This window comes from Sphingomonas sp. S-NIH.Pt3_0716 (assembly GCF_003950715.1).
GTDB lineage: Bacteria > Pseudomonadota > Alphaproteobacteria > Sphingomonadales > Sphingomonadaceae > Sphingobium > Sphingobium yanoikuyae_A.
This window is the reverse complement of record NZ_QLJK01000007.1, coordinates 185073-208746: the sequence shown is the minus strand read 5'-3', so window position 1 is coordinate 208746 and position 23674 is coordinate 185073. Positions and strand designations below refer to the sequence as shown.

Sequence of the window (23674 nt, the reverse complement as noted above, 5' to 3'; positions counted from 1 at the left end):
GCGTTAGTCGCAGCGGGGTGGGCTGGACGTTGCCATAGCCCACCCCGCTGCGACTAACGCGCTGCGCGCGCAAGTCTCGCTCCCCCTCCCGTTTACGGGAGGGGAATGGCAGGAAACCACCCAACATTGCCATCCCAGCGGAGGGCTAAGGCCATATTCTGGACAGCTTCAGCCTCGCGCTATGCCCGTGAGATGATCGAGCAGGGCGTCGCCATTGGCGGTCCAGGTGAAGCGCAGGGCGGCGGCGCGGACGGCTTCGCGCTCGGGCGGGTCGGCCAATATATCGGCGATCGCTTCGGCCAGGGCTTCGGGTTGGCGATCGACGATCCTGCCGGCTTCGGGGCGATCGAGCAGTTCGCGGGCGCCGCCGACATCGGTGATGACGATCGGCGTGCCGCAGGCGAGCGATTCCACCCAGGCATTGGCGAGCCCTTCGGATTCGGATGGCAGCGCCATCACGTCGGCGGCGGCATAGAGGCGCGGCAAGCGATCGTGCGGCACCGAGCCGAGGAAGCCGATGCGCCGTTCGACGCCCAGTTCCTGCGCGAGATTCTCGAGCATCCGGCGATATTGGCCCTGACCCGCGAGCAGCAGGGTGGTGCCGGGCAATTGGGGCAGGGCGCGGACCAGAATATCCTGCCCCTTGCGCGGGATGAGCGCGCCGACGCAGAGGATCAGTGGCCCTTCGAAGCCGAGCGCGGCCTTGGCCTGATCGCGGTCGGCGATTTCGAAGCGGTCGAGATCGACGCCGGTATAATGGACCCGGATCTTGTCGGCATCGATGCCCATCCGGCCCATGGAGCGGCGCATCGCGGCGGAGACGGCGAGCAGGCCGGCGGCGCCGTCGGCGGCGCGCTTCACCATCTTCTTCGTGCCGCGCTGGGTGCCCCAATGATGAATGTCGGCGCCGCGCGCCTTGACCGAATAGGGGATGCCGAGCGCCTTCGACAGACGCTGGGCCACCGGGCCGTCGGGGAAGAAGAAGCTGGCGTCGATCACGTCGAACGGGGTCTGGGCGTGCAGCCGCTTGACCAGCGGCAGGATCGCGCGGGTCATGGTGAGGACATTGGTGCGGCCGCCGAATTTCGGGATGATCGGGAAGGTCGGCCGATAGACGGTCAGATCCTTCCACCTTTCCTTGGGTGGCAGGGCGCGCAGCGGGGCATAGCGGCCGGCGCGCGACAGCGGCCAGGGCGGCATGCCGATCGGGGCGACGACGGTGACGCTGACGTCGGGGCGGCTCGCCAGTTCGCGCGCCTGTCGCTCCACGAAAACGCCGAAATTGGGCCGGCTCATGTCCGGGAAGAGCGTGGAAAGCGTGAGGACGTTGAGTGTCATGGGCCCTCCCTACTGCATGTCGGTTAAGCGAGGCTTAGGCGTGGTGGTGGCGCTTGGCTATAGCCGTCGGACGAGTTGCACCGCCACTGCGCCCCAGGGTGGGTCGGTCAGCACCTGTTGCCGGGCGCCGTGGCCGAGCGGCAATATCTGGAGCCGGTCGCCCTCGCGGCCGATGAGGCGGCCGAACAGGAAGCGGCCGGCGGGGCGGGGGAAGAGGACGTCGCGGTTCAAGGCGCTGGCGAAATCGGCCGGGGCGATGCGGCGGCACCAGATGGCGTCGCCGCTGCGATAGTCGCCGATGCTGGCATTGACCTGGATGCCGATCATGCCGTCGGCGGGCACGGGCGGCGGGAAGGACAGGGCGCGGACCGGCGCGCGGGCGCCCTCCGGCCCGAGCAGGGCGGCGACGGGCACTTCGCTCTGGCCGGGCAGGGCGACCAGTTCCGCGCTGGTGACGCCGAGCGCGTCGGCGATGCGGTTCAGCCATTTGACCGAGACGGTGCGGGTACCGGTTTCGAGCCGGCCGATGGTCTGGGCGGTGGTCGGCGGCAGGCAGAGCAGGCCCACCTGTTCCAGCGTCAGGCCCTTGGCCTTGCGGACCTCGCGGATGCGGGTGATCATGGCTGTCCTCGGGTTGATAACCTATTTGGTTTTCTCTTTCCTACAGATTATCCGCCGTGGCAAGCCCCTGGCCTTTCCCACCCTGTCAGGAGATGCCGCCATGGCCGCCCAGTTTGTCGACCAGATGATCGAAGACCCTGCCGGCAAGATGCAGGCAGTGAAGCTGCATCTGGGGGAATCGCCGCTCGGCTGGCTGCATGCACGTGGCCATGTGAGCGACCGGCAGCTGGCGGCGGGCGAGCGGCTGCGGCGCGACTGGGAGCAGGCGGGACTGGGCGCGCGGGTGACGATGCGCTGGGACGGGGCACCGGCGGAGCGGCGACGGGGCGGCGCAGCGGCGTGGCCCGATCCGAGCGCCGCGCAACTTTCGGCGCGCGAGCGGTTTGATGGTGCGGTGCGGGCGGCGGGGCCGGGGCTGGCCGATATCTTGTGGCGCGTGGTGTGCGCGGGCGAGGGGCTGGGGCCGGCGGAACGGGCGCTGGGCTGGCCCAGTCGCGCGGGCAAGCTGGTGCTGGGGCTGGCGCTCGACCGGGTGGCGGACTGGTATCGGGTTGGGTGAGGCGGGCTAAATGAACCGTTCGGGCTGAGCGAAGTCGAAGCCTTCGGCCGAGCGGCGCGAGGCGATGACTTCGCCTTCGCTCAGTCATGCCCTTCGACTTCGCTCAGGGCGAACGGAATAAATATGCAGCGGCCCGTAGCGCCTAGGCCACGAACCCCGCTGCGCTCGCTACCCACCCCAACCCCTCCCTGGAAGGAGGGGCGAGATATATTGATATTCAGACCATGAATCCTGCGCCGAGCAGCAGGAGCAGCTTCACGTCCATGGCGAAGCCCTGGTCGCGCCAGGCGGCGATCTGGTCCGGCAGGGTGGCGAGGGGGACGCGGTGGACGCGGATATTCTCGCTGTCGACGCCCCCGCCCTCGCCGGTCTTCACCAGATCATGGGCGCGGAACAGGGTGAAGCTTTCCGAGACCATGCCGGGCGAGCTGAAAAATTCGCCGAGCGATTCGAGGCGACCGGGGAGATAGCCGGTCTCTTCCTCCAGTTCGCGGCTGGCGGCGAGGCTGGCGTCCTCGCCGGCGTCATGATCGCCGACGAGGCCCGCGGGCAGTTCGATGCAGCGCTTGCCGAGCGGCACGCGATACTGGTCGACCAGCAGGACATGGCGGCCGTCGACGTCCTCGTCGATCGCCAGGATGACGGCGGCACGGATGCCGCGGGCGCGGCCGACATATTCCCATTTGCCGCGCTTTTTCGCGGTGATGAAGCGCCCGGTCCACATGGTTTCCTCGGGCGCATTCCAGTCATTATCGCTCATAATTCGATCAGTCTGTCCGGCAGTTCGTTGATGTCGTCGGCGGCGCGGGGGAAGTGCGGCGCCAGGATCGCGCCGACCCGGCCAATGGCGAGGGCAAGACCTTCGCCCGGCCGGTCGTCGCGCACCGCATCGATTAGCAGCGCCATCGCCTCGCCCCAGGCTTCGGGCGTGACGCGGTCGTTGATCGCCTTGTCGGCGACGATTTCGGCGCGATGCTCGTCGAGCGAGAGATAGATGAGGACGCCGGTGCGGCTGGCGGTGCGGGCCTCGGCAGCGGCGCGGAACAGCAATATGGCGCGGCGTCGGACCCGGCGCGCCTTGGTCGCGCGCGGGGTGAGCGCCATGCGCAGCGGCATGATCGCGAGCAGGTAGCGCACCACCAGGAAGTCGAGGATCAGGTCGCCCAGCAGGATGGTCAACATCTTCCAGTCGGCGACCTGATGGTCCCAGTCGCCCAGCAGCCGGCCGGCCAGGTCGCGCAGATAGTCCGGGAAGAAGGCGAAAAAGGCGAGGGCGACGAAGACGGTGCCGATCGCCCAGTGCAGGCCGACATCATGATAGGCGTCGGACCGGCGCGCGACGATCGGCACGATCTCGCCCGATGTCTGCTGTTCGGCCTCCATCACGGCGGCCGAGACAAGGTCATGATCGCGTTCGCTGAACTGTACCGGCTTCACCAGCTGCCTCCCGCACCGCCGCCGCCAAAGCTGCCGCCACCGCCGGAGAAGCCGCCGCCATCGCCGCCGCCCCAGCCGCCGCCGCCGCTGCCCCAGCCGGAACCACCACCGCTGCCCCATCCGCTGTCGGACGGGCCCCAGATGATGACCGGGCCGGCACCGCCGCGATAGCGGCGACCGCGACCGCCGCGGCTGGCGAACATCGATATGCCGACGATGACGATCACGATGACCCAGAAGACCAGCATCACGGCGCCGCCGCCATTGTCGCCCTTGCGCTGCTCCGCCTCGGCTGCGGCGGCGCGCGCCTTGGCCTCCTCGGGCGGCAGGGTCAGCAGGGTGGCGAGTTCGTTGACGCCAGCGTCGATGCCGCCGGGAAAGTCGCCCGCCTTGAAGCGCGGGATGATGGCGGTGCGATAGATGCGAGAGGCGAGCGCGTCGGTGACGATACCCTCGACACCATAGCCGGTGGCGATCCAAACCTTGCGCTCGTTCGGGGCGACCAGCAGGATCGTGCCGTCGTCCTTTTCCTTGCTGCCGATGCCCCAGCTGCGGCCGAGCTGATAGGCGTAGTCGCCAATCTCATAGCCCTGGAGGTCGGGCACGGTGGCGACCACCACCTGCCGGCCGCTCTGCTTGTCGAGCGCGGCCAGCTTGGCGGTCAGCGCCTGCTCCTGCTGCGGGGAAAGCAGGTTGGCGGCATCGACAACCTGGCCGGTCAGCTTGGGGAAGGTCTGTGCCTGCGCTGCCGGTATGAAGACCAGCAGCGCAAGGACCAGCAGCAGGCGCCGCATCATCGCGATCGGCTCAGTTGCCGAAGTCGACCTTGGGCGCTTCTTCCGCGCCGGGCGTGACCGCCTGGAACGGGGCCATGGGCTTTGCGCCATGGATCAGCTTGGCGCCGATCGCGTCGGGGAAGGTGCGGATGCGGGTATTATAGGCCTGCACAGCTTCATTATAATCGCGGATCGAGACGGCGATGCGGTTTTCCGTGCCTTCCAGCTGTGACTGGAGCTGCAGGAAATTCTCGTTGGTCTTGAGGTCGGGATAGGCCTCGACCGAGGCGAGCAGGCGGCCAAGGCCCTGGCTCAGCTGTGCCTGGGCGGCCTGATATTGCGCGACCTTGGCCGGATCGGACAGGTCGGCGGCGTTGATCTGGATCGACGTCGCCTTGGCGCGGGCCTCGGTCACGGCGGTCAGCGTCGCCTGTTCCTGCTTGCCGGCGGCCTTGACCGTGGCGACGAGATTGCCGGTCAGGTTGGCGCGGCGCTGATATTGCGCCTGGACGTCAGCCCATTTGGCCTTGGCATTTTCCTCGGCAGTGGGGACGCTGTTGATGCCGCAGGCGGACAGCGCAAGCGCGCCCATGACCGGCAGCAAAAGGCGGGAGAGGCGACGCGGGAAAAGCATGGAACATCCTCGGCTCTGTTTCGCTGACGGAAATAGGGCGTTGTCGGATGGCGTGCAACGGGCCATGCAGAGTTTATCGAAGGCGAGACAAGAGGTTCATCATGGGGCTGATTTCGGAATTCAAGACGTTCATCAATCGCGGCAATGTCATGGACCTGGCGGTTGGTGTCATCATCGGTGGCGCGTTCGCCACCATCACCAAGTCGCTGACCGATGACCTGATCATGCCGGTGGTCGGCTATCTTTTCGGCGGCGCTGACTTTTCGGGCTACTTCCTGCGCCTGGGCGACCTGCCCGAGGGGTTCAAGGGCAATCCCAACAGCTATGCCGACCTGAAGGCGGCCGGTGTCGCCATGTTTGGCTGGGGCCAGTTCCTGACCGTGCTGGTCAATTTCATCATTCTGGCCTTCATCATCTTCCTGCTGGTGAAGCTGGTGAACAAGGTTCTGGCCAAGCCCGAGGAAGCGCCGGCACCGGCCGTCACGCCGGAGGATATCGTGCTGCTGCGCGAGATTCGCGACTCGCTGAAAAAATAAGCGATTGCGACGAACCGAGGCCCTGATGGGAACCATTGGGGGCGCGGCCGGTTGATCGGCGTCAGGGTTCGGGATGGCATGGATCGTCCCGAACCTCGTGTCGAACATGTCAGCCCTGAGGGGGCGCAACAGGAGAAAACGCTGTGAAAAGCTTCGTCGCAATCCTTGGCCTTGCCAGCATGGTCTCGCTCGCCGCGTGCGATTCCAAGCAGGAAAACAAGGTCGAGAATGCCTACGAGAATCAGGCGGACGCTCTCGACAACCAGGCCGCGAACATGGAAGCGATGGCCGACAACCTGTCGGGCAACGCCGAGAATGCAGCCGAAAATGCGGCCGACGCGCTGGAGAACAAGGCCGACGCCACCCGCGAGGCGGGCGAGGCTGCCGCCGACGCGGTGGAGAAGAAGCAGCACTGATCCGCTGCGGCACCGACCATCGGGCCAAAGGGGCGTCGCGCTTGCGGCGCCCTTTTTCTTTGCCTGCCCGCGCCTTTAACGGCCCCTTAACCACGGCCGGCCATGGTGCCCTCGCGCGCATCCAAAGGTCGTGGGAATGGACGAGTTACTTCAGGAATTCATATCCGAAACGCAGGAAACGCTGGAGGCTTTGGCGGGCGAAGTCGTCGCCTGGGAGGCCAATCCGGGCGATAGCCAGCGGCTGGACGCCATTTTCCGCTTCTTCCATACGGTGAAGGGCAGCTGCGGCTTCCTCAATCTGCCGCGCTTCGAGAAATTGAGCCATGCGGCCGAGGATGTGCTGTCGGAGATTCGCGCCGGCCATCGCAAGCCCGATCCCGCGACCGTCAGCGCGGTGCTGGCGATCATGGACCGGATCGGCGAACTGGCCGAGGCGGTGGCACGCGGCGCGGCCTTGCCCAACGAGAATGACGAATATCTGATCGGCGCGCTGACGCAGGTGGAGGCGCCGGCCGCGCCCGCCGAGGAAGCAGAACCCGAAGAGCCGGCGGCCCCGGTCGCGGCGGTGCGCCAGGGCCAGGCGCTGCGCACTATTCGCCTGCCGCTGTCGCTGATCGACCAGTTGATGAACGGCGTGTCGGACATGGTGCTGGCGCGCAACGAGCTGTCGCGCAAGCTGCGCGACCGGTCGGCCGATCCCGAACTGGACAGCGCGTTCGAGCGGCTGTCCACCTGTGTCGCCGACATGCGCGACGTGATTTCCAAGACCCGCATGCAGCGGGTCGAGCGCCTGTTCGCGGCGATGCCGCGCATGGTGCGCGACCTGAGCCGCGATCTCGACAAGCGGATCGAGCTGAGCCTGGAAGGCGGCGACGTCGAGATGGACCGCGAGATGGTGGAGATGGTCGTCGACCCGCTCACCCATATCGTGCGGAACAGCATCGACCATGGCATCGAGACGCCCGAGCGGCGTCGCGCGGCGGGCAAGCCGGACGCCGGCCGGTTGCGGCTGGAGGCGCGCCAGTCGGGCAACCAGATCGTGATCGAGATCAGCGATGACGGCGCCGGCATCAACACCGCGCGGCTGGTGGAAAAGGCGATCGCCGCCGGCCGGCTGACGCCCGACGCGGCAGCGCGGATGACCGAGCAAGACAAGCTGGACCTGATCTTCCAGCCGGGGCTGACGACGGCCGCCAAGGTGACGGCGGTGTCGGGCCGGGGCGTCGGCATGGACGTGGTGCGCGCCAATATCGAACGGATCGGCGGCGTCATCGCGCTGGACAATCATCCGGGGCAGGGGCTGCGCATCACGCTGCGCGTGCCGCTGACGCTGACCATTATTCCGGGCCTGATCGTGCGCGCCGGGGGGCTGCATTTCGCGATCCCGCGCGCGGCGGTGGTCGAGATACTGCACGACAATAACGAGATGATGCAGATTGCCGATGTCGGCGGTGCCAAGATCGCGACGATCCGGTCGCTCCGCCATTCGATGATCGATCTGGAAGATGTGCTGGGCATGGACAAGCCGCAGCAGATTGGACCGCGCGCGGTGATGGTGGTGCGATCGGCGACCGGCGTGCCCTTTGCCATGGGCGTGTCTGCGGTCGAGAATCATGAGGAACTGGTGATCCGTCCCGCATCGCCGCTGGTGATGGCGAGTGGCGTCTATGCCGGCATGACCCTGCCCGACAATGGCAAGCCGATGCTGCTGCTGGATGCGGCGGGCCTGGCCAATGCGGCGCGCCTGCCGAACCTGATCGACGATCGCGCCCATGGCGCGGTGGCGGATGCCGCCGCGCAGGAGGCTGGCGTCGAAATGGTGGCGGCACTGCGTTTCGAGGAATTGTCGGGCGAACGGCGCCTGCTGCGCCTGTCGCTGATCGAGCGGGTCGAGGATATCGACGCCAGGCTGTTCGGCCGGTCCGGCGGCCAGGCCTTCGTCCGGCTGGACGAGCGGCTGGTGCCGGTGGTGAACGGCCGCCATGCCTTTGCCGAGGACAAGGTCTGCGCGCTGCGCCTGCGCGATGGCAGCCTGGAAGCCTGTTACCCGGTTGCGGCGGTGCTGGACATCGTCCAGATGCCGCTGGTGCCGGACATGGTGGCGATGCACGGCATGCTGAGCGGTGTCGCGGTGGTCGATGGCGAGCATCTGGAGGTCATCAACCCCTTCGCCCTGTTCGCCGCGCTGCCACAGGAACCGATCGCTCAGCAGAGCCGGGGCCGTTGCCTTTTGGCGGATGCGGAGGATGGCTGGACCCGCGAGATATTGGCGCCGCTGCTGCGCCAGGCCGGGCATGAGGTGGTGCTGGGCCTGCCGGGCGACGCCGTCGATGCGCAGGATATCGTGCTCTATTCTGCGGGCGATGTCGGCCAGGTGGCCGAAATCATGGGATGCCGGGTAGTGCATCTGCGCGCCACGCCACGGGCCACCGGGCCAATGGATGCCAGCATCTACCGCTATGACCAGGACGCGCTGATGGCGGCGCTGTCCGGCGCGCGCGGATAAGGGGAAGAGCGATGGAGCAACTCTATCTGTTGGCGACGCTGGCCGGCACCCGCATCGCGGTCGATGCCAGTGAGGTCGAGGCGGTGGTCAAGCTGACCGAGATATCGCCCGTGCCCGGCATGGGCGTGCATGTTGCGGGTCTTTCCGCGCTGCGCAGCCGGGTGTTGACGATCATCGATGTCGCCGCGCTGATTCATGGGCGCGCGACCCCGGCGGACCAGCGCGACCTGGCGATCATCGCCAATATCAGCGGCCATAGCTATGGCCTGATGGTCGATGGCGTGTCGGATATCTGTCGCGTGCCGGAGGGCGAACTGCCGCTGCGCGGACAACTGGATTCGGCCTGGATGCCCTTTGCGCGGGGCGTGGTGGAGCATGAGGGCGTGCCCCATCTGCTGGTGTCGCTGGCCGGCTTCATCGAGGCCGGTGCCCAGGCACAGGCGGCCTGATCGCTTGGCCGCGTCGTTTACCATTTCCTCGCCTTTCGCGTTTACGCCTCTCCTCCCGGCACGTAAAAATCAAAGGGACGCTTCATGAAGAACTGCCTGGTCGTCGATGATTCCAAGGTCATCCGCAAAGTGGCACGCCACATATTGGAATCGCTGGACCTGACCGTGACCGAAGCGGTGGACGGGCAGGATGCCCTGACCCAGTGCGAGGCCAGCCTGCCCGACGTGGTGCTGCTCGACTGGAACATGCCGGTGATGAGCGGGATGGAATTTCTGCAGGCGCTGTCGGCCACCAAGATGGACGCCCGGCCCAAGATCATCTTCTGCACCACGGAAAACGGCATCAGCCATATCAAGGCGGCGGTCGAGGCCGGTGCCGACGAATATGTGATGAAGCCGTTCGACCGCGAGACGCTGGAGAGCAAGCTGGCGATCGTCGGGGTCATCTAGGCCCGGTCCCTCCCTTCGAGGATATCGCCGTCTTTCCCAGCCTCTTCGTTCTGAAAGCCCGTCAATGACCGCCTTCGTGCCGACCATGGTCAGCCTCGACAGCCACACCGCTCCTGCGGTGCGCACGCTGGTGGTTGACGATTCGGTGGTGGTGCGCACGGTGATCGAGCGCATCCTGAACGCCGATCCCGGCTTTACCGTCGTCCACAAGACCAACAGCGCGGAAAATGCGCTGCGCTATCTGGCCGAACATAGTGTCGACCTGGTGCTGCTCGACATCGAACTGCCGGGCCAGAGCGGCCTGGCGGCGCTGCCCGCGATCCTGCGATCGAACCCGCAGGGCAAGGTGGCGATCCTGTCGGGCCGCTGCGAGGAGGGCAGTGCGGCGGCGGTCGAGGCGCTGGCGCTGGGCGCGAGCGATATTCTCTCCAAGCCGGGCAGCGGCAGCTTTGGCGAACAATTTCCACAGGCATTGATCGATCGGCTCGGCCGACTGTTCGGCGGCGAAGCGCCGACGGCACCGGCGCAGCGGTCGACCATGGTTCTGCCCGCCCATGCGCCCGGCGCGGCGGTCGAACCCCTGGCCTGCCTGGGCATCGGCGCGTCGACCGGGGGCATCCATGCGCTCAGCCAGTTGTTCAGCGGCCTGACCGCGCCGCTGGGCGTGCCGATCCTGCTGACCCAGCATCTGCCGGTCAGTTTTACCGTCTATTTCGCGCAGCAACTGGCGCGCATGACCAGCCTGCGGGTCAAGGTGGCGGAGGCCGGCGACCAGCTGGCGCCCGACACCGTCTATGTTGCGCCGGGCGATGCCAACCTGCTGCTGCGGCGCGGGCTGCATGGCCGGGTGAGCGTGGTGCTGGACCCGGAACGGACGCCGTCGGGCAATCTGCCGGGTGTCGATCCGATGTTCGCCGCCATGGCCGATGTCTATGGCGCGGGCGCGGCGGGGATCGTGCTGACGGGCATGGGTCGCGACGGCACGGCCGGGGCGCGGGATATCGTGGCAGCGGGCGGCTGGATCGTTGCCCAGGATGAGCCAAGCAGCGTGGTATGGGGGATGCCGGGATCGGTCGCGGGGGCAGGGCTGACCTGTGCCCTGATGGAACCCCATGCGATCATGGATTTTGTCGCACGACGCGGAAAGATGAACGACTGATGGCCTTGCCCCCTTCCAGGATGGGATCGGGCGCTGCCCGGATTTTGACAGGTCTGCTGGAAGCGCGGACTGGCCAGGTTCTGTCCGAGGGGCGGGCCTGGCGCATGGAGACGGCGCTGAAGCCGGTGCTGCGCGACCATGGCCTGCAGGATATCGACGAACTGGCCGGCAAGCTGCTGCGCAGCCGCAATCCGCGGCTGGACGAGGATGTGGTGAACGCACTGCTGAACAATGAAAGCAGCTTCTTCCGCGATCTGCAGATTTTCGACCTCATCCACCGGCAGATATTGCCGCGTATCCAGGAGGCGCGGGGCGACCGGGTGCTGCGAATCTGGAGCGCGGGCTGTTCGACCGGGCAGGAAGCTTATTCGCTGGCGATCCGCTTCTGCAACGAGGCGGCGCGCTGGGCGGGCTGGCGGATCGAGATATTGGCGACCGATATTTCGAGCGCGGCGATCGACCAGGCGCGCAGCGGCATTTTTTCGCAGATGGACGTGCAGCGTGGCCTGCCGATCGGCGACCTGATCAAATGGTTCGAGCCGGCTGGCGATGACTGGCGGGCTAATCCGGAGCTGCGACGGATGATCGATTTCCGTCAGGATAATCTGTTCGCCGCGCGGGTTCCGACCGGCGCCTATGACCTGCTGCTCTGCCGCAATGTGCTGCTCTATTTCTCGCCCGAGCGGCGCCAGAGCGTATTCGACCTGCTGGCACGGCACAGCCATGACGGGTCGGTGCTGCTGCTGGGCGCGGGCGAGACGGTGATTGGCCAGAGCGAGGAATTCGTGCCGCATCCCGAATTTCGCGGGAGCTATGCGCGGCGAGGCTATTCGGCCGATGCCGGCAATTCGGCCCGGCGCGCGGGCTAATCGTCCGCCGATCATTTACCACGCTTGATTGCCGCGCCGGTCTCGGCCATGATTCCGCCTGTGGCTGCATGACGCGGCGCGACGCAGGGCGGAACAGGGCGTGAGACTGGACTTTTCGTGGTGACGGGCCCTTTGCGATGACCGACATCCCCATGATCGAGACGCCGTCGCCCAATTATGACGAGCGCAGCCTGCCGATCACCATGCTGGTGCTCCATTATACCGGCATGCCGGACGCGGCGAGCGCCATCAACTGGCTGGCCAATGCCGAATCCAAGGTGTCGGCCCATTATGTCGTGACCGAGGATGGCCAGATCATCCGCATGGTGGCCGAGGACAAGCGCGCCTGGCATGCGGGCCGATCGCACTGGCGCGGCATCGACGATGTGAACAGCGCCAGCATCGGCATCGAGATCGTCAATCCCGGCCATGAATGGGGCTATCGGCCTTTTCCCGAGGCGCAGATGGGATCGCTGATCCCGCTGGTCCACGACATCGTCCAGCGTCACCGGATCACGCGCGGCAATATCGTCGGGCACAGCGACATCGCGCCCGCGCGCAAGCAGGATCCGGGCGAACTATTCCCCTGGGGGCAACTGGCGCGGCTGCGGCTGGCGCTGCCGCGACCGACCAAGAATCTGATGGACCCGCACTGGACCGACAGCGGCTTCATGCTGGCGCTCGAACGTTTCGGCTATGACATTGCCGAACCGGAGCCGGCGGTCGTCGCCTTCCAGCGGCGCTTCCGCCCGGAACTGATCGACGGCGTCATTGATGGCGAATGCCGGGCGATTTTGCTCGCCTTGCTGCTGCCCAAGCCGACAGGGGATGACTGACCCGATTTTTGCGCCTATAGGCGCCCGTGCCAGAGGGTCGGGCGACCGCGGCGTGGCGGGTAACTTCCACGGCGAGGAAAGTCCGGGCTCCACGAAATGACGGTGCCGGCTAACGGCCGGCTGGAGTGATCCAAGGGACAGTGCAACAGAAAGCAGGTCACTAAGGCTTCGGCCCAGTGAAATTGAAAGGGTGCGGTAAGAGCGCACCGCGTCTGCGGCAACGCAAGACGGCACGGTAAACCCCACCGGGAGCAAGACCGAATAGGGGCGGCGCGCAGCTTGACTGCTAGGTCTGTTTCGACTGAGACCGCCCGGGTTGGTTGCTTGAGGGACGGAGCAATCCGTCCCCTAGAGGAATGGTCGCCTATCCCCCTTTGGGGGTGGACAGAACCCGGCTTACAGGCCCTCTGGCATTTCCCCTGTTGCGAGGTTATCGCAATAACCGGTCCGCGGTCTTGGGGGGATTCGGTTTGCGTAACAGATATTTGGCCTTGCTGATGGCGATGGCCGCCATGCCCGCTATCGGCCATGCGATGCAGGATGCTGCGCCGGCAGCGTCTGCCCCTGCCCCCGCCCCCGCAACGCCCGCGCCCGCAACTGGCACGATCCAGCAATTGTTCGAGCAATCGACGCAAGCCACCGAGGCGGCGGATTATCCCCGCGCGCTCGAAATCCTCACCACGCTCGAAGGCCGGGTGGTGCGCAATCCGCGCAGCCTGGCGATCGTGCGGGTACGAAAGGCGATGGTGCTGGCGGAACTGTCGCGCTGGGCCGAGGCGCGCGACCTGCTGAACCAGGCGGCGCCGGCCCTGCCCAAGGATGATGCGAGCCTGTCGACCGACCGTTATCGTGCCGCCTATACGCTGGGCCGCGTGTCGATGGGCGACCTCGACTATGTCGGTGCGCTGGCCCATTTCAGCGCGGCGCTGGCCGAAGCCGAGGGGCCGGCGGCGCGCATCCAGGCGCTGCTGGGACAGGCGCAGGCGGGCACGTTCGTCGATCCGGCCGAAGCGCTGAAGGCCGCCGAAGCGGCCAATGCCATCGCGGTCGCGGACCCCAAGATGTTCGACAAGGCGTCACTGGCGCATATCGACCTGATCCGGGGGCGGGCGCTGCTCAATCTGGGCCAGTTCGATCCTGCGGAAAAACTGTTCGCGCGGGCGGTGAAGCAGCAGGGCGGGCTGACCACCAGGGTCGATTTCAATGATCTGGTGACCCGGTCGGATGCGTCGATCGCGGCCATGCTGGCCGGCCATCGCGACACGGCGCGCAATTATCTGGTCTATACCGGTGCCGGGCGCATGCCGCAGCAGGACTTCACCCAGGGCGCGGACATGGCGCTGCCGCGCTGTGGCGAGGATGGCGTCCAGCCCGAGGATTATGCCGTGGTGGAATTCGGCATCAGCGACAGTGGCGCTGTTTCCTATGCCCGGCCGGTCTATGGATCGCGCCCCGGCCCGTCGGCGCTGGCGTTTGCGCGGGCGGTGCGGGACTGGTCGTGGCGGCCCGATGACGTGAAGAATATCCCGGCGCTGTTCCGGTTCGTCACGCGGCTGGAACTGCGTTGTTCGACCGCGGAAGGCGGTCCGTCGATGCTGGCGGGGCCGACCAAGGCTTTGGGCGACTGGCTGGAGGCCAGGCGCGTTCCCGGCCCGGTGCTGGACAATGTGCCGATGACCCGGCAGCGCGCGCTGCTGTTGCAGCAGGCGCAGCTGATCCGCAGCCAAAAGGGCGATACGACGGTGGAACTGGTGCCGGTGCTGATCCCGCTGCTCGCCGGATCGATGGCCGCGCGCGAGGATGTCGAGACCTATGGCCCGCTGCTGCGCCGGGTGGTGCGGACGGCGGATGCCCCGCCGCTGGCGCAATTGCTGGTCGACCGCCTGGTCCATGATGCCGCCGAGCATGTGGATATTCGTATCCGGGCCGATTCCCCCTATGCGTTGCGCGCCGCCGATTATCAGGCCGATGCCGATGCACGGGCGACCTTCGCGATCCTGGCCTATGATGATCTGAGGCCCAGGGAAAAGGCCGGGTCGCAGGCGCTGTTGAACGCGGTGATCGACGATGGCGCCTTGCCGGCCAATGATCCGCTGCGCGTGGCAGCGCTGGTGCGACGGGCGAGCCTGCAGGCGACCGGCGGCAATCTGGAAGCGGCACGGGCCGATTATGCCGCGACCGGATTGTCGGCGCAGCAATGTTCGATCGTCGATGCCAAGCCCAGCCTGCGCAGCGCGCCAGTATCCTCCGCCGATTATCCCACGGACATGGTGTCCGTGGGTGTCGAGGGATGGACGCGGGTTCAGTTCGACATCGCAGCGGACGGCACGACCCGCAACCAGCGGGCCGTCATCACCTATCCGCCGATGATCTTTGGCACCAACGGCACGAAGATCGTGACGCGGGCCAAATATGAGCAAAGCTATCGCCCCGATGGTGGCCTTGGCTGCGGCGGCAACATGCAGGGGGTGACTTTCCGTCGCTAATCCCGGCGCAGGGCTGGCTTTCCGGGCGCGGCTTCCCTAATTTGGTCCGATGGCAAGACAGAGCCGATCAAATGACTGGGGTTTTCCCCGCTGGCGTGCCTATGGCGCGACGCGGGAAGCGCAGCGCGTGCGCATCTGCGACCGTTTCGGCTGTGACCAGCCGGGTAACTGCCCCGCGCCCAAATCGCCCAACAGCCCGGACCGCTGGTATTTCTGCAGCGAGCATGCGGCCGAATATAACCGCAACTGGGACTATTTTCAGGGGCTGGACGAGGAAGAGCGGGCCGAGCGCGAGCGCACCGAACGGCGCGATGCCGGCGGCTATCAGTCGAGCGCCCATCATGGCTGGGGCGGTCCCGGCGACGGCAGCCGGTCGCGCGACGAGATGCACGCGCTGCAGGCGCTGGGGCTGGAGGATGACGCCGATTTCGAGGCGGTGCGCAAGAGCTGGCGCAGCCTGGCCAAGGAATATCATCCCGACGTGAAGCCGGGCGATGCCGAGGCGGCGGTGCAGTTCCAGACAATCCAGGCCGCCTATGAGGTGCTGCGCGCGGCCGAGGAACGGCGCACCTGGAAGCCGCGGGGCGCCAGCGATTGAAGGATCATGTCCGGTCCAACTGGCAAAATGCCGTGCTGGTCTGCCGCAAATGCTCGAAGAAGCTGGACGGCGGCTTCGGCAAGGATGGCGAGGAGCGGCTGGCCAAGGCGCTGCGGCGGCATTTGTCGCTGAAGAAGGGGCGCAAGGCGGCGGCCGGCATCATCGAGGTGAATTGCCTGGGCGTCTGTCCCAGGGGCGCGATCACGGTGGTCAATGGCGCCGCGAGCCGCGACTGGCTGCTGGTGCGGCCGGGGGCGGATCTGGACGCACTGGCGACGGCGCTGGACCTGCCGGCGCAGGCGGAATCGCAGAAACCGGGCTGACTTACGCAAAATGCGTAAATCCGGACGGGCCTGTTAAGCCTATCCTTACCAACATTTCCTAGGGGGGATGCCATGCGGATATGGCTTCCTTCCTCGCGCGGTGCGGTGCTGCTGGCCCAGCTCGCGATCATCCTCCTGGGTCTCGCCCTGCTCTACGGCAATCCGCCGGCGCAGGGGCGCATCCTGCTGATCCCGATGACGGCCGGTGCGCGCGCGCATCTGGTGCCTGATGCGGTGGCGCATGGGGCCCGGCTGGTGGCGAGCGGACGCCTGCCGGGATCGATGGTGGTGGAGGGGCAGCGCGACGCGCTGCTGCCCTTGTTGCGGGGCGGCATATTGCCGCTGCGCGCCTTTGCCGCGGCCTGTGGCGAACCGGTGGGAGGATTGGCCTGATGGCATTCAACAGTCTCGAAAATCTGCGCCTGCACGGGCTGCGTATCCTGTTGCTGTGCAGCCTGATCTGGACCGTGCTGATCGGCATTGGCGGCATGATGATCGGCAATGAGCGGGCGGCGCCCGCCATGCTGCTGTCGGCGCTGGCCAATATCCTGCCGACCTGGATGGTGATGCGGCGTCGCAACGACCTGGAGGTGCGGCTGGTGATGGGGACGCTGGCGGCGGTGCAGCCGGCGATCACCCTGTTCCTGCTGAGCGGCCATGTCTGGCAGATGGACGCGCACATGTATTTCTTCGTGGCGCTCGCCTCGCTGGCGGTGCTCTACGACTGGCGGCCGATCCTGCTGGCGTCGGTGCTGATCGCGCTGCATCATCTGGTGCTGACCTATGTCGCGCCCAATTGGGTGTTTTCGGGGCAGGCGGAGCTTGGCCGGGTCATCGTCCATGGCTTTGCGGTGGTGCTGCAGGGCACGATCCTGGGCTATCTCAGCATAAAATTGCATGGGCTGCTGCTGGCGCAGGATGCGCATGTGGCGGACACCGCCCGGCTGGCGCGGGAAGCGCAGGCGGGGCGCAATGCGGCGGAATCGGCGATGGATGCCCAGCGCCAGTCCGACGCGCGCGAGGCGCATCTGCGGATCGAGCGGGACGCCGAAAAGACACGGATGGCGCAGGACCGGCGCAGCGAGACGCTGGCGCTGGTCGGCGCCTTCCGCCAGTCGGTGGCGGGCGTGGTGAGCGCGGTCAGCGCGGCAACGGGCGAACTCAAGGAATCGGCCGGGCTGCTGCATGATCTGGCGCGCCGGGCGAGCGTGGGCACGGACGAGACGATGGCGGCGGCGGGCCAATCCTCGGCCAGTGCGGCGGTGCTGGCGCGGCGGATCGAGCAATTGTCCGAATCGATCAGTGCAATTGCAGCGGCGGCCAGCCAGCAGGCGAGCCTGGGCGGCGAGGCGCAGCGCGTGTCGGTGGCGGGGCATGAGGCGATGCAGGCGATGGAAGGGCGCACCGCGTCGATCACCAGCTTCGCCGATTCGATCACGGAGATTGCCGCCCGCACCAATTTGCTGGCGCTCAATGCCACGATCGAGGCAGCGCGGGCCGGCGAGGTCGGGCGCGGCTTTGCGGTGGTGGCCGGCGAGGTGAAGCAATTGGCCAACCAGACGGCGAGTGCGACCGGCGAAATCCAGTCGCTGGCCTCGTCGGCGCGGCAGGGGGCCGGGGTGGCGCAGGAAGCCCTGTCCGAGGTCGCCGGGAGCGTCGAGGAACTGGCGCAGGCGGCGCAGGCGATCCAGCGTGCAGTGGCCGACCAGCGCGATGCGACGGCGGCGATCGGCCAGTCGGCGCGCGATACCGCCCGCGATGCCGATCATATGGCGCAGCGGATGGCGACCGTGGCCGATGTCGCGCGCAATACAGAAAATCTGTCCGATCGCGTGTCGAGCGCGGCGGCCGGCCTGTCGCGCACCGCGCAGGAGTTGCAGCGCGCGACCGACCTGTTCGTGGCGCAGCTGGAAGCGGCCTGATCGCCGGTCAGCCGGCGCGGGCTATCTGGCCGGTTGCCCCGTCATCGACGGAGCGTGCCAGCGGGTAGAGGATGCGCTCCTCCCGATCGATCCGCCGGGCAAGGGCATCCAATATCCGGCCGCTGTCGGCGCAGAAGCCGCGCCAGTCGCGGGTGATCCGCTCATCCGTCCAGGCGGCCATGTAGCGGGCGAAGCTCTCGGCCAGCGCGCCGATCTTGGCCTGGATGCGCGCGGCGGTGGCGCGGACGCGATCGTCGCCCTGGCGCTGGAGCGCGGGGTAGAGGATGCGATCCTCCAGCGCGAGATGGGCCATCAGCTTGCGCGCCAGTTGCCAGCGCAATGCGCTCACCGCCTGGGGCTGGTCGGGATCGGCGATCGCCTGGCGCAGTTGCGCGGCGATCAGGGCGATTTCCTCATGCTGCGTGCCCAACTCGTCCATGTTCATCGCGATCATCCTCCCTGCCCCGTGCGATCATGCGTCGGCCGGCGTTAAGAGGGGATTGGAGCGCAGGGCGGGCAAAGCGCGCAAAGCCTGTAAAAAAGAAAGACCGCCCGGCGCCTGCGCGCCGGACGGTCTTTCTGTCATCGATCCTGTGGATCAGGCTCCATCAGAGCCTGTCGCGATCAGGCCGGCTGGTCGGCGCGGCTGGCGCCCTGGCCGTCGAGGTTCTGGGCAGCGAAGTCCCAGTTGATCGCTTCCTTCAGCAGCTTTTCGGCATAGGCCGGGCGCAGGTTGCGATAGTCGATATAATAGGCATGTTCCCACACATCGAGGATCAGCAGCGGAGCATGGCCTTCATGCGCGACCGGGGTGTCGGCGTCATGATAGCTGGTCACTTCCAGCTTGCCGTCCTTCAGGATCAGCGCGGCCCAGCCGCTGGCGAAGTGGCCGACGGCCTCTGCCTTGAGCTTTTCGATCAGCGCGTCGACCGAACCGAAGGCTTCCTCGATCTTGGCGAGCAGGTCGCCGGTCGGGGCGGTCTTCACCGGCGACAGCGAGTTCCAGTAGAAGGTGTGGTTCCAGATCTGGCCGACCTGGTTGAACAGGCCGCCCTTCGACGACTTGATCAGCTCGACCAGCGACTTGCCCTGCAGGCTCTCGTCGGCGGCGACCAGTTCATTGGCCTTCACGACATAGGCATTGTGATGCTTGCCGTGGTGGAAGTCGAAGGTTTCGACCGACAGGATGTCGCCAAAGGCGTCCTTGGCATAGGGAAGATCGGGCAGAACAAAGGCCATGGCGGAACTCCTCGGGTTCGTTATGGGGCGGCTCGCAGCGATGCTTGCGATGCCGGTTTATCATATGGTCCATGCGGGGCGTGGACGCCTCCGTCGCTTCCCATATGCGCACCCAACGCCCAAGAAAACCAATATGTGCCTATTGCGAAACGATCGCAGAAACAGGCGGTTGGCGGGGCTTTCGGGCGATGACGGCCGGGCAGGGCCGGGGCGGCTTGCTTGACAGGCGGGACGGGGCCGAACATGATCCCGGCCATGCCGTTCAAGGTCATCTTTGCACGCTTCCGCCATCATGGGGGACAGCTTCTCGCGGGCCATCCGCCCCGGACCTGACAGGCGCGCTGCCGGCAGGTTCGGGGCACCCTTCTTGACGCTTTGCGCCCGAGGACCGGGCGCGCACCCCTATCAGGAAGTTTTCCCATGACCCTGCAACAGAAGTGGGCGGCCGTGCCCCCGATCCATATCGTCGAATCCGAAGCCGACATGATTTCCGACCTCGCCTGGGCGGCGCGCGACCGCTTTCCGGACGTCAGCCAGTTGTTGCTGGAGGAGGTCGGCCGGGCGCAATTGTGCAGCCGGGCGGCGCTACCGGCCGATGTCGCGGCGATGGGATCGACCATCCTCTATCGCGATGGCGCGCGCGGGATGCCCCGCCGGGTGGAGCTGGTCTATCCCAGCCATGCCGATGTGGCGCTGGGCCGGATATCGATCCTGACGCCGGTCGGCGCTGCGCTGATCGGGATGCGGGCGGGCAATGCCATATTGTGGCCGGACCGCGACGGCCATCTGCGCGACATCATGGTGGACGAGGTGGTTCAGGCGCAGGCCTGAACCACGCAGGTCAGCGCTTCGTCAGCCCTGCGGCGGGGTGGTTTCGCCCACCTCGTCGCTGTCGAGGCCATCGTCCAGGGTCAGGCCGTGGCGCAGCAGCATCGGGATGTTGGCGCCGGCGAAGACGACCGACACGATGGTGACGCCCCAGACCTTGACCGCGAGCCAGGTGTCGAAGCTCATCGACCGGCGCATGAGTTCGTTGGCGACCGCCATGGCGACGAAGAACAGCGCCCAGTTGCGCGACAGCTTGCGCCAGCCTTCCTCGGTCAGCCCGTCATAGGCGGCCTGGAGCAGATATTTGAGCAGCGGCTTGCCACGCAGCAGCCCGGCGAACAGCATCAGCGCGAAGAAGGCGTAGATGATGGTCGGCTTCAGCTGGATGAAGCGCTGGTCGTGGAAATAGATGGTCAGGCCGCCGAAGAAGAGGATCAGCAGTGCCGAGAGCCACAGCATCGGCGAGACCCGGCCGAGCTTCACCTTGGAGATGATGACGGCGATGACGATCGCGGCCATGAAGGCGGCGGTGCCAAAGCTCATGGCGGTGATCGGATTGCCCGCACCCCAGAGCCAGCCCGCGCCCTTGTAGCTGAGGAAAAAGACCAGCAGCGGCCCGAAATCGAGCGCGAGGCTGAGGCTGCCGCCATGGGCGGGCTTCTTGGCGTCAGCGGGCATAGGCCGTCCCCGCGATCGCGCGTGCCATGTCGCCGGCATCGAAGGGGCGCAGATCCTCGATCTTTTCGCCCACGCCGATGGCGTGGATCGGCAGGCGATATTTCTCTGCCGCCGCGACCAGCACGCCGCCGCGCGCGGTGCCGTCGAGCTTGGTCATGACCAGGCCGGTGACCTGTGCGGTTTCCTTGAAGACTTCGATCTGGTTCAACGCATTCTGTCCCGTGGTGGCATCGAGGACCAGGACAACGTCGTGCGGGGCGGCCGGGTTCAATCGGCCGAGCACGCGGCGCACCTTGGCCAGTTCGTCCATCAGTTCGGTCTTGTTCTGCAGGCGGCCGGCGGTGTCGACGATCAGCACGTCGATGCCGGTGGCCGTCGCCTGCTTGACCGCGTCGAACACGATGCCCGCCGCGTCGCCGCCTTCCTTGCCGGCCACGATGGGCACGCCCAGCCGGTCGGCCCAGACCTTGAGCTGGCCGATCGCGGCCGCGCGGAACGTGTCGCCCGCCGCCAGCATCACGCCATAATCCTGTTCCAGGAAATTATTGGCGAGCTTGGCGATGGTGGTGGTCTTGCCCGAACCGTTGACGCCGATCACCAGGATCACCTGCGGCCGCGGAAAGGCCTCGATCTCGAGCGGGCGGGCGACCGGGGCCAGCACCTTCTCGATCTCCTCCGCGATGATCTCGCGCAGATATTCCTCGGTCAGTTCCTTGTTGTAGCGCCCTTCGGCCAGACGATCACGCACCCGGCCGGCCATGGCCGGGCCGAGATCGGACATGATCAGGGCTTCCTCGATCTCGTCGAGGGTCTGGTCGTCGAGCGCGGCCTTGGTGAAAAGGCCGGTCAGATTCTCGCCGAGCTTGTCGGAGGTGCGCTTGAGACCGCCGAAGAGGCGGTCGCGCCAGCTGGTGCCGGTGTCAGTCATTATTGCGCCTCTTGCGCGATCAGCGCGCCATTCTCAAGGCCGCTGATGCGGGCCGCGACGATCGTGGAGGGGGGCTGGGGCGTGGTGAAGCGCACCGGCGCGAAATTTTCGGCATGGCCCGACAGGCCATTGCGTTCGACCAGCACCGACTGGCGGGTGCCGACCAGCCGGGCGAGCCAGGCGTCGCGCTGCGCCGCGCAGGCATCGCGCAGCAGCGCGGCGCGCGCCTTGATGGTTGCGCGATCCAGCTGGGGCATGCGCGCGGCGGGCGTGCCGGTGCGCGGCGAATAGGGGAAGATATGGCCATGGACGATGTCGCAATCGGCGACCAGCGCCAGGCTGTTGGCGAACATGGCCTCATCCTCGGTCGGGAAGCCGGCGATGATGTCGGCGCCGATGCTGATGTCCGGGCGGGCGGCCTTCACCCGCTCGACGATGCGCACGGCATCGGCGCGGGCATGGCGGCGCTTCATGCGCTTCAAGATCATGTCGTCGCCGGCCTGTAGCGAGAGATGCAGATGCGGCATCATGCGCGGCTCATGGGCGATGAGGTCGAACAGCCGCTCGTCAATCTCAACACTGTCGATCGAGGAGAGGCGCAGCCGGGGCAGGTCCGGGACATGCTTGAGGAGCCGTTCAACGAGTTGGCCGAGCGAAGGGCTACCTGGCAGGTCCGGGCCATAGCTGGTGACATCAACGCCGGTCAGCACGATCTCGCCATAGCCCGCATCGACCAGCTGCTTTGCCTTGTCGATCACCGCGCCGGCGGGGACGGAGCGGCTGTTCCCCCGGCCATAGGGGATGATGCAGAAGGTGCAGCGATGATCGCAGCCATTCTGCACCTCCAGAAAGGCGCGGGCATGTTCGGCAAAGGCGCTGGCCATGTGCGGCGCGGTGTCGCGCACGGCCATGATGTCGGAAACGTTGACCTTATCCGCCACCGGGGCGAAGGCGGCGGCCTCCAGCTTCTCCCGGTTGCCGATCACGCCGTCCACTTCCGCCATGGCGGCGAAGGTCTGGGGCTCGGTCTGGGCGGCGCAGCCGGTGACGAGGATGCGGGCGTCGGGGCGGTCTCGCCTGGCGCGGCGGATCGCCTGCCGGGTCTGGCGCACGGCCTCGGCCGTCACGGCGCAGCTGTTGACGACGATCAGGTCGTCCTGTGCGCCGGCCATTTCGCGAATAGCCTCGCTCTCCGCGATGTTGAGCCGGCAGCCCAGGGTGATGATGTCGGGACCGGCCACGGTCAGAAGCGGTCCCAGTCCGCCTCGCCGTCGAACACATGGGTGGCGGGGCCGGTCATGCGGATCGTGCCGCCCGGTGCCCAGTCGATCTCCAGGTCGCCGCCCGGCAGGCTGACCGTCACCGGGCCGGCCATCAGCTTGCGGCGGATCGCCGCGACGGCGGTGGCGCAGGCGCCGGTGCCGCAGGCGCGGGTCAGGCCGGCGCCCCGTTCCCAGACGATCAGGCGCAGATGCTGCGGGCCGACGACCTGCGCGAAATTGACGTTCACGCGGGCGGGGAAGAGCGGGTCATGCTCGATCAGCGGGCCGAGGCGCTCGAAATCCACCGCGTCCAGATCCTCGACGAAGAAGATCACATGCGGGTTGCCGACATTGACGGCGGCCGGCGCGGGCAGGTCTTCCCAGCTGGCCGACATCGTCAGCGTGTCCATCGGATAGCCAAGCGGGATCGCGTCCCAGTCGAAGCGAGGCGCGCCCATGTCGACGCTGGCGCCGCCGTCCACGCTCTTGGCGTCGAGCAGCCCGGCCCTGGTCCGGATCAGCACATCCTTGCCAACGAACAGCGGCACGCAGCGGGTGGCGTTGCCGCAGGCTTCCACTTCCGAACCGTCGGAATTGAAGATGAGCATCGACACGTCGGCCTGATCGCCGGTCTCCGCATCGCCGATGACGATCAGCTGGTCGCAGCCGATGCCGGCATGGCGATCGGCAATGGCGCGGGCGCGCGCCTCCGTCATCGCGACCGGCGCCTGGCGCGCGTCGATCACGACGAAATCATTGCCCAGACCATGCATCTTGGAAAAGCGGCTCATCATGGCGCCGCATTTAGTGCGGGACGGGGCAAA

General features: G+C 66.9%; 27 protein-coding genes and 1 other RNA gene. 16 read left to right on the top strand and 12 right to left on the bottom strand.

All coding sequences use genetic code 11. The annotated features are described in order from the left end of the window. Positions 1–168: 168 nt before the first annotated feature. Together BRX37_RS07965 and BRX37_RS07960 are read right to left on the bottom strand one after the other, a co-directional pair. Positions 169–1338: a glycosyltransferase gene (locus BRX37_RS07965; protein ID WP_125986185.1), complete on the bottom strand. Its 1170-nt coding sequence runs from the start codon at positions 1336–1338 to the stop codon at positions 169–171. Positions 1339–1395: 57 nt separating this feature from the next. Next, positions 1396–1959: a helix-turn-helix domain-containing protein gene (locus BRX37_RS07960; protein ID WP_004210404.1), complete on the bottom strand. Its 564-nt coding sequence runs from the start codon at positions 1957–1959 to the stop codon at positions 1396–1398. A 100-nt stretch (positions 1960–2059) separates the two neighbouring features. Between BRX37_RS07960 and BRX37_RS07955 the strand changes: the two genes are divergently transcribed. After that, positions 2060–2518: a DUF6456 domain-containing protein gene (locus BRX37_RS07955; RefSeq protein ID WP_125986183.1), complete on the top strand. Its 459-nt coding sequence runs from the start codon at positions 2060–2062 to the stop codon at positions 2516–2518. A 217-nt stretch (positions 2519–2735) separates the two neighbouring features. On the opposite strand, the gene BRX37_RS07950 is transcribed toward BRX37_RS07955, so the two are convergent. From BRX37_RS07950 to BRX37_RS07935, 4 genes are read right to left on the bottom strand one after another with little or no spacing between them, the layout of a single operon-like run. Continuing rightward, the gene (locus tag BRX37_RS07950; protein ID WP_125986181.1) at positions 2736–3278 is read right to left on the bottom strand and encodes an NUDIX hydrolase; all 543 of its coding nucleotides are present in this window, start codon (positions 3276–3278) and stop codon (positions 2736–2738) included. Next, positions 3275–3901: a hypothetical protein gene (locus BRX37_RS07945; protein ID WP_206434133.1), complete on the bottom strand. Its 627-nt coding sequence runs from the start codon at positions 3899–3901 to the stop codon at positions 3275–3277. The genes BRX37_RS07950 and BRX37_RS07945 overlap by 4 nt, the downstream gene beginning before the upstream one ends. A gap of 50 nt (positions 3902–3951) precedes the next feature. After that, positions 3952–4752, bottom strand: coding sequence for a TPM domain-containing protein (locus tag BRX37_RS07940; RefSeq protein WP_125986177.1), 801 nt, complete (start codon positions 4750–4752; stop codon positions 3952–3954). 10 nt (positions 4753–4762) lie between these two features. Further along, a complete protein-coding gene (locus BRX37_RS07935) occupies positions 4763–5365 on the bottom strand; it encodes a LemA family protein (RefSeq protein ID WP_004210411.1) in 603 nt (200 codons plus the stop codon). 101 nt (positions 5366–5466) lie between these two features. Here BRX37_RS07935 and mscL point away from each other — a divergent pair, with 101 nt between their 5' ends. The 14 genes from mscL (at position 5467) to BRX37_RS07865 (ending at position 17915) form a co-directional block, all read left to right on the top strand. Continuing rightward, a complete protein-coding gene (mscL, locus tag BRX37_RS07930) occupies positions 5467–5901 on the top strand; it encodes a large conductance mechanosensitive channel protein MscL (protein ID WP_004210412.1) in 435 nt (144 codons plus the stop codon). Between the two features lie 143 nt (positions 5902–6044). Then, a complete protein-coding gene (locus tag BRX37_RS07925; protein WP_004210413.1) occupies positions 6045–6317 on the top strand; it encodes a hypothetical protein in 273 nt (90 codons plus the stop codon). A gap of 136 nt (positions 6318–6453) precedes the next feature. Beyond that, entirely contained in the window at positions 6454–8823 is a 2370-nt protein-coding gene (locus BRX37_RS07920) for a chemotaxis protein CheA (protein ID WP_125986175.1), read from the top strand. Positions 8824–8834: 11 nt separating this feature from the next. Next, a complete protein-coding gene (locus BRX37_RS07915; RefSeq protein ID WP_125986173.1) occupies positions 8835–9272 on the top strand; it encodes a chemotaxis protein CheW in 438 nt (145 codons plus the stop codon). An 84-nt stretch (positions 9273–9356) separates the two neighbouring features. Continuing rightward, on the top strand, positions 9357–9722 hold the full coding sequence (locus tag BRX37_RS07910; RefSeq protein WP_125986171.1) for a response regulator: 366 nt from the start codon (positions 9357–9359) through the stop codon (positions 9720–9722). 64 nt (positions 9723–9786) lie between these two features. Continuing rightward, positions 9787–10881, top strand: a complete 1095-nt coding sequence (locus BRX37_RS07905) for a chemotaxis protein CheB (RefSeq protein WP_010336703.1) — start codon at positions 9787–9789, stop codon at positions 10879–10881. After that, a complete protein-coding gene (locus BRX37_RS07900) occupies positions 10881–11750 on the top strand; it encodes a CheR family methyltransferase (RefSeq protein WP_206434130.1) in 870 nt (289 codons plus the stop codon). The genes BRX37_RS07905 and BRX37_RS07900 overlap by 1 nt, the downstream gene beginning before the upstream one ends. A gap of 137 nt (positions 11751–11887) precedes the next feature. Next, entirely contained in the window at positions 11888–12586 is a 699-nt protein-coding gene (locus BRX37_RS07895; RefSeq protein ID WP_004210419.1) for an N-acetylmuramoyl-L-alanine amidase, read from the top strand. 29 nt (positions 12587–12615) lie between these two features. Continuing rightward, an RNA gene (gene rnpB, locus BRX37_RS07890) (RNase P RNA component class A) lies at positions 12616–13001 on the top strand. A gap of 88 nt (positions 13002–13089) precedes the next feature. Beyond that, positions 13090–15072 carry a hypothetical protein gene (locus tag BRX37_RS07885; protein ID WP_318276635.1) on the top strand — a complete coding sequence of 661 codons (1983 nt, stop codon included), beginning with the start codon at positions 13090–13092 and terminating at the stop codon, positions 15070–15072. 49 nt (positions 15073–15121) lie between these two features. Next, positions 15122–15670 (top strand): J domain-containing protein, encoded by a 549-nt coding sequence (locus BRX37_RS07880; RefSeq protein ID WP_004210421.1) that lies wholly within the window; start codon positions 15122–15124, stop codon positions 15668–15670. Further along, a complete protein-coding gene (locus tag BRX37_RS07875) occupies positions 15643–15993 on the top strand; it encodes a hypothetical protein (protein ID WP_048938394.1) in 351 nt (116 codons plus the stop codon). The genes BRX37_RS07880 and BRX37_RS07875 overlap by 28 nt, the downstream gene beginning before the upstream one ends. A gap of 72 nt (positions 15994–16065) precedes the next feature. After that, complete coding sequence (locus tag BRX37_RS07870) at positions 16066–16386, top strand: hypothetical protein (RefSeq protein WP_004210423.1); 321 nt, start codon at positions 16066–16068, stop codon at positions 16384–16386. Further along, positions 16386–17915: a methyl-accepting chemotaxis protein gene (locus BRX37_RS07865; protein WP_125986167.1), complete on the top strand. Its 1530-nt coding sequence runs from the start codon at positions 16386–16388 to the stop codon at positions 17913–17915. Before BRX37_RS07870 ends, BRX37_RS07865 begins: the two co-directional genes overlap by 1 nt. Positions 17916–17922: 7 nt before the next feature. On the opposite strand, the gene BRX37_RS07860 is transcribed toward BRX37_RS07865, so the two are convergent. Beyond that, on the bottom strand, positions 17923–18369 hold the full coding sequence (locus tag BRX37_RS07860) for a hemerythrin domain-containing protein (protein WP_125986165.1): 447 nt from the start codon (positions 18367–18369) through the stop codon (positions 17923–17925). 170 nt (positions 18370–18539) lie between these two features. Continuing rightward, complete coding sequence (locus BRX37_RS07855; protein ID WP_125986163.1) at positions 18540–19154, bottom strand: superoxide dismutase; 615 nt, start codon at positions 19152–19154, stop codon at positions 18540–18542. Between the two features lie 420 nt (positions 19155–19574). Between BRX37_RS07855 and rnk the strand changes: the two genes are divergently transcribed. Next, positions 19575–19985, top strand: coding sequence for a nucleoside diphosphate kinase regulator (gene rnk / locus BRX37_RS07850; protein ID WP_125986161.1), 411 nt, complete (start codon positions 19575–19577; stop codon positions 19983–19985). A gap of 21 nt (positions 19986–20006) precedes the next feature. Here the strand turns inward: rnk and ispZ are convergent, their stop codons facing one another. The 4 genes from ispZ to dapF are packed head-to-tail and all read right to left on the bottom strand — an operon-like array spanning position 20007 to position 23644. Then, the gene (ispZ, locus tag BRX37_RS07845; RefSeq protein ID WP_125986159.1) at positions 20007–20660 is read right to left on the bottom strand and encodes a septation protein IspZ; all 654 of its coding nucleotides are present in this window, start codon (positions 20658–20660) and stop codon (positions 20007–20009) included. Beyond that, positions 20650–21588 (bottom strand): signal recognition particle-docking protein FtsY, encoded by a 939-nt coding sequence (gene ftsY, locus BRX37_RS07840; RefSeq protein WP_017500277.1) that lies wholly within the window; start codon positions 21586–21588, stop codon positions 20650–20652. The genes ispZ and ftsY overlap by 11 nt, the downstream gene beginning before the upstream one ends. Continuing rightward, positions 21588–22829 (bottom strand): tRNA (N(6)-L-threonylcarbamoyladenosine(37)-C(2))-methylthiotransferase MtaB, encoded by a 1242-nt coding sequence (mtaB, locus tag BRX37_RS07835; RefSeq protein WP_125986157.1) that lies wholly within the window; start codon positions 22827–22829, stop codon positions 21588–21590. The genes ftsY and mtaB overlap by 1 nt, the downstream gene beginning before the upstream one ends. A gap of 2 nt (positions 22830–22831) precedes the next feature. After that, positions 22832–23644, bottom strand: coding sequence for a diaminopimelate epimerase (gene dapF, locus BRX37_RS07830; RefSeq protein ID WP_125986155.1), 813 nt, complete (start codon positions 23642–23644; stop codon positions 22832–22834). Positions 23645–23674 lie beyond the last annotated feature (30 nt).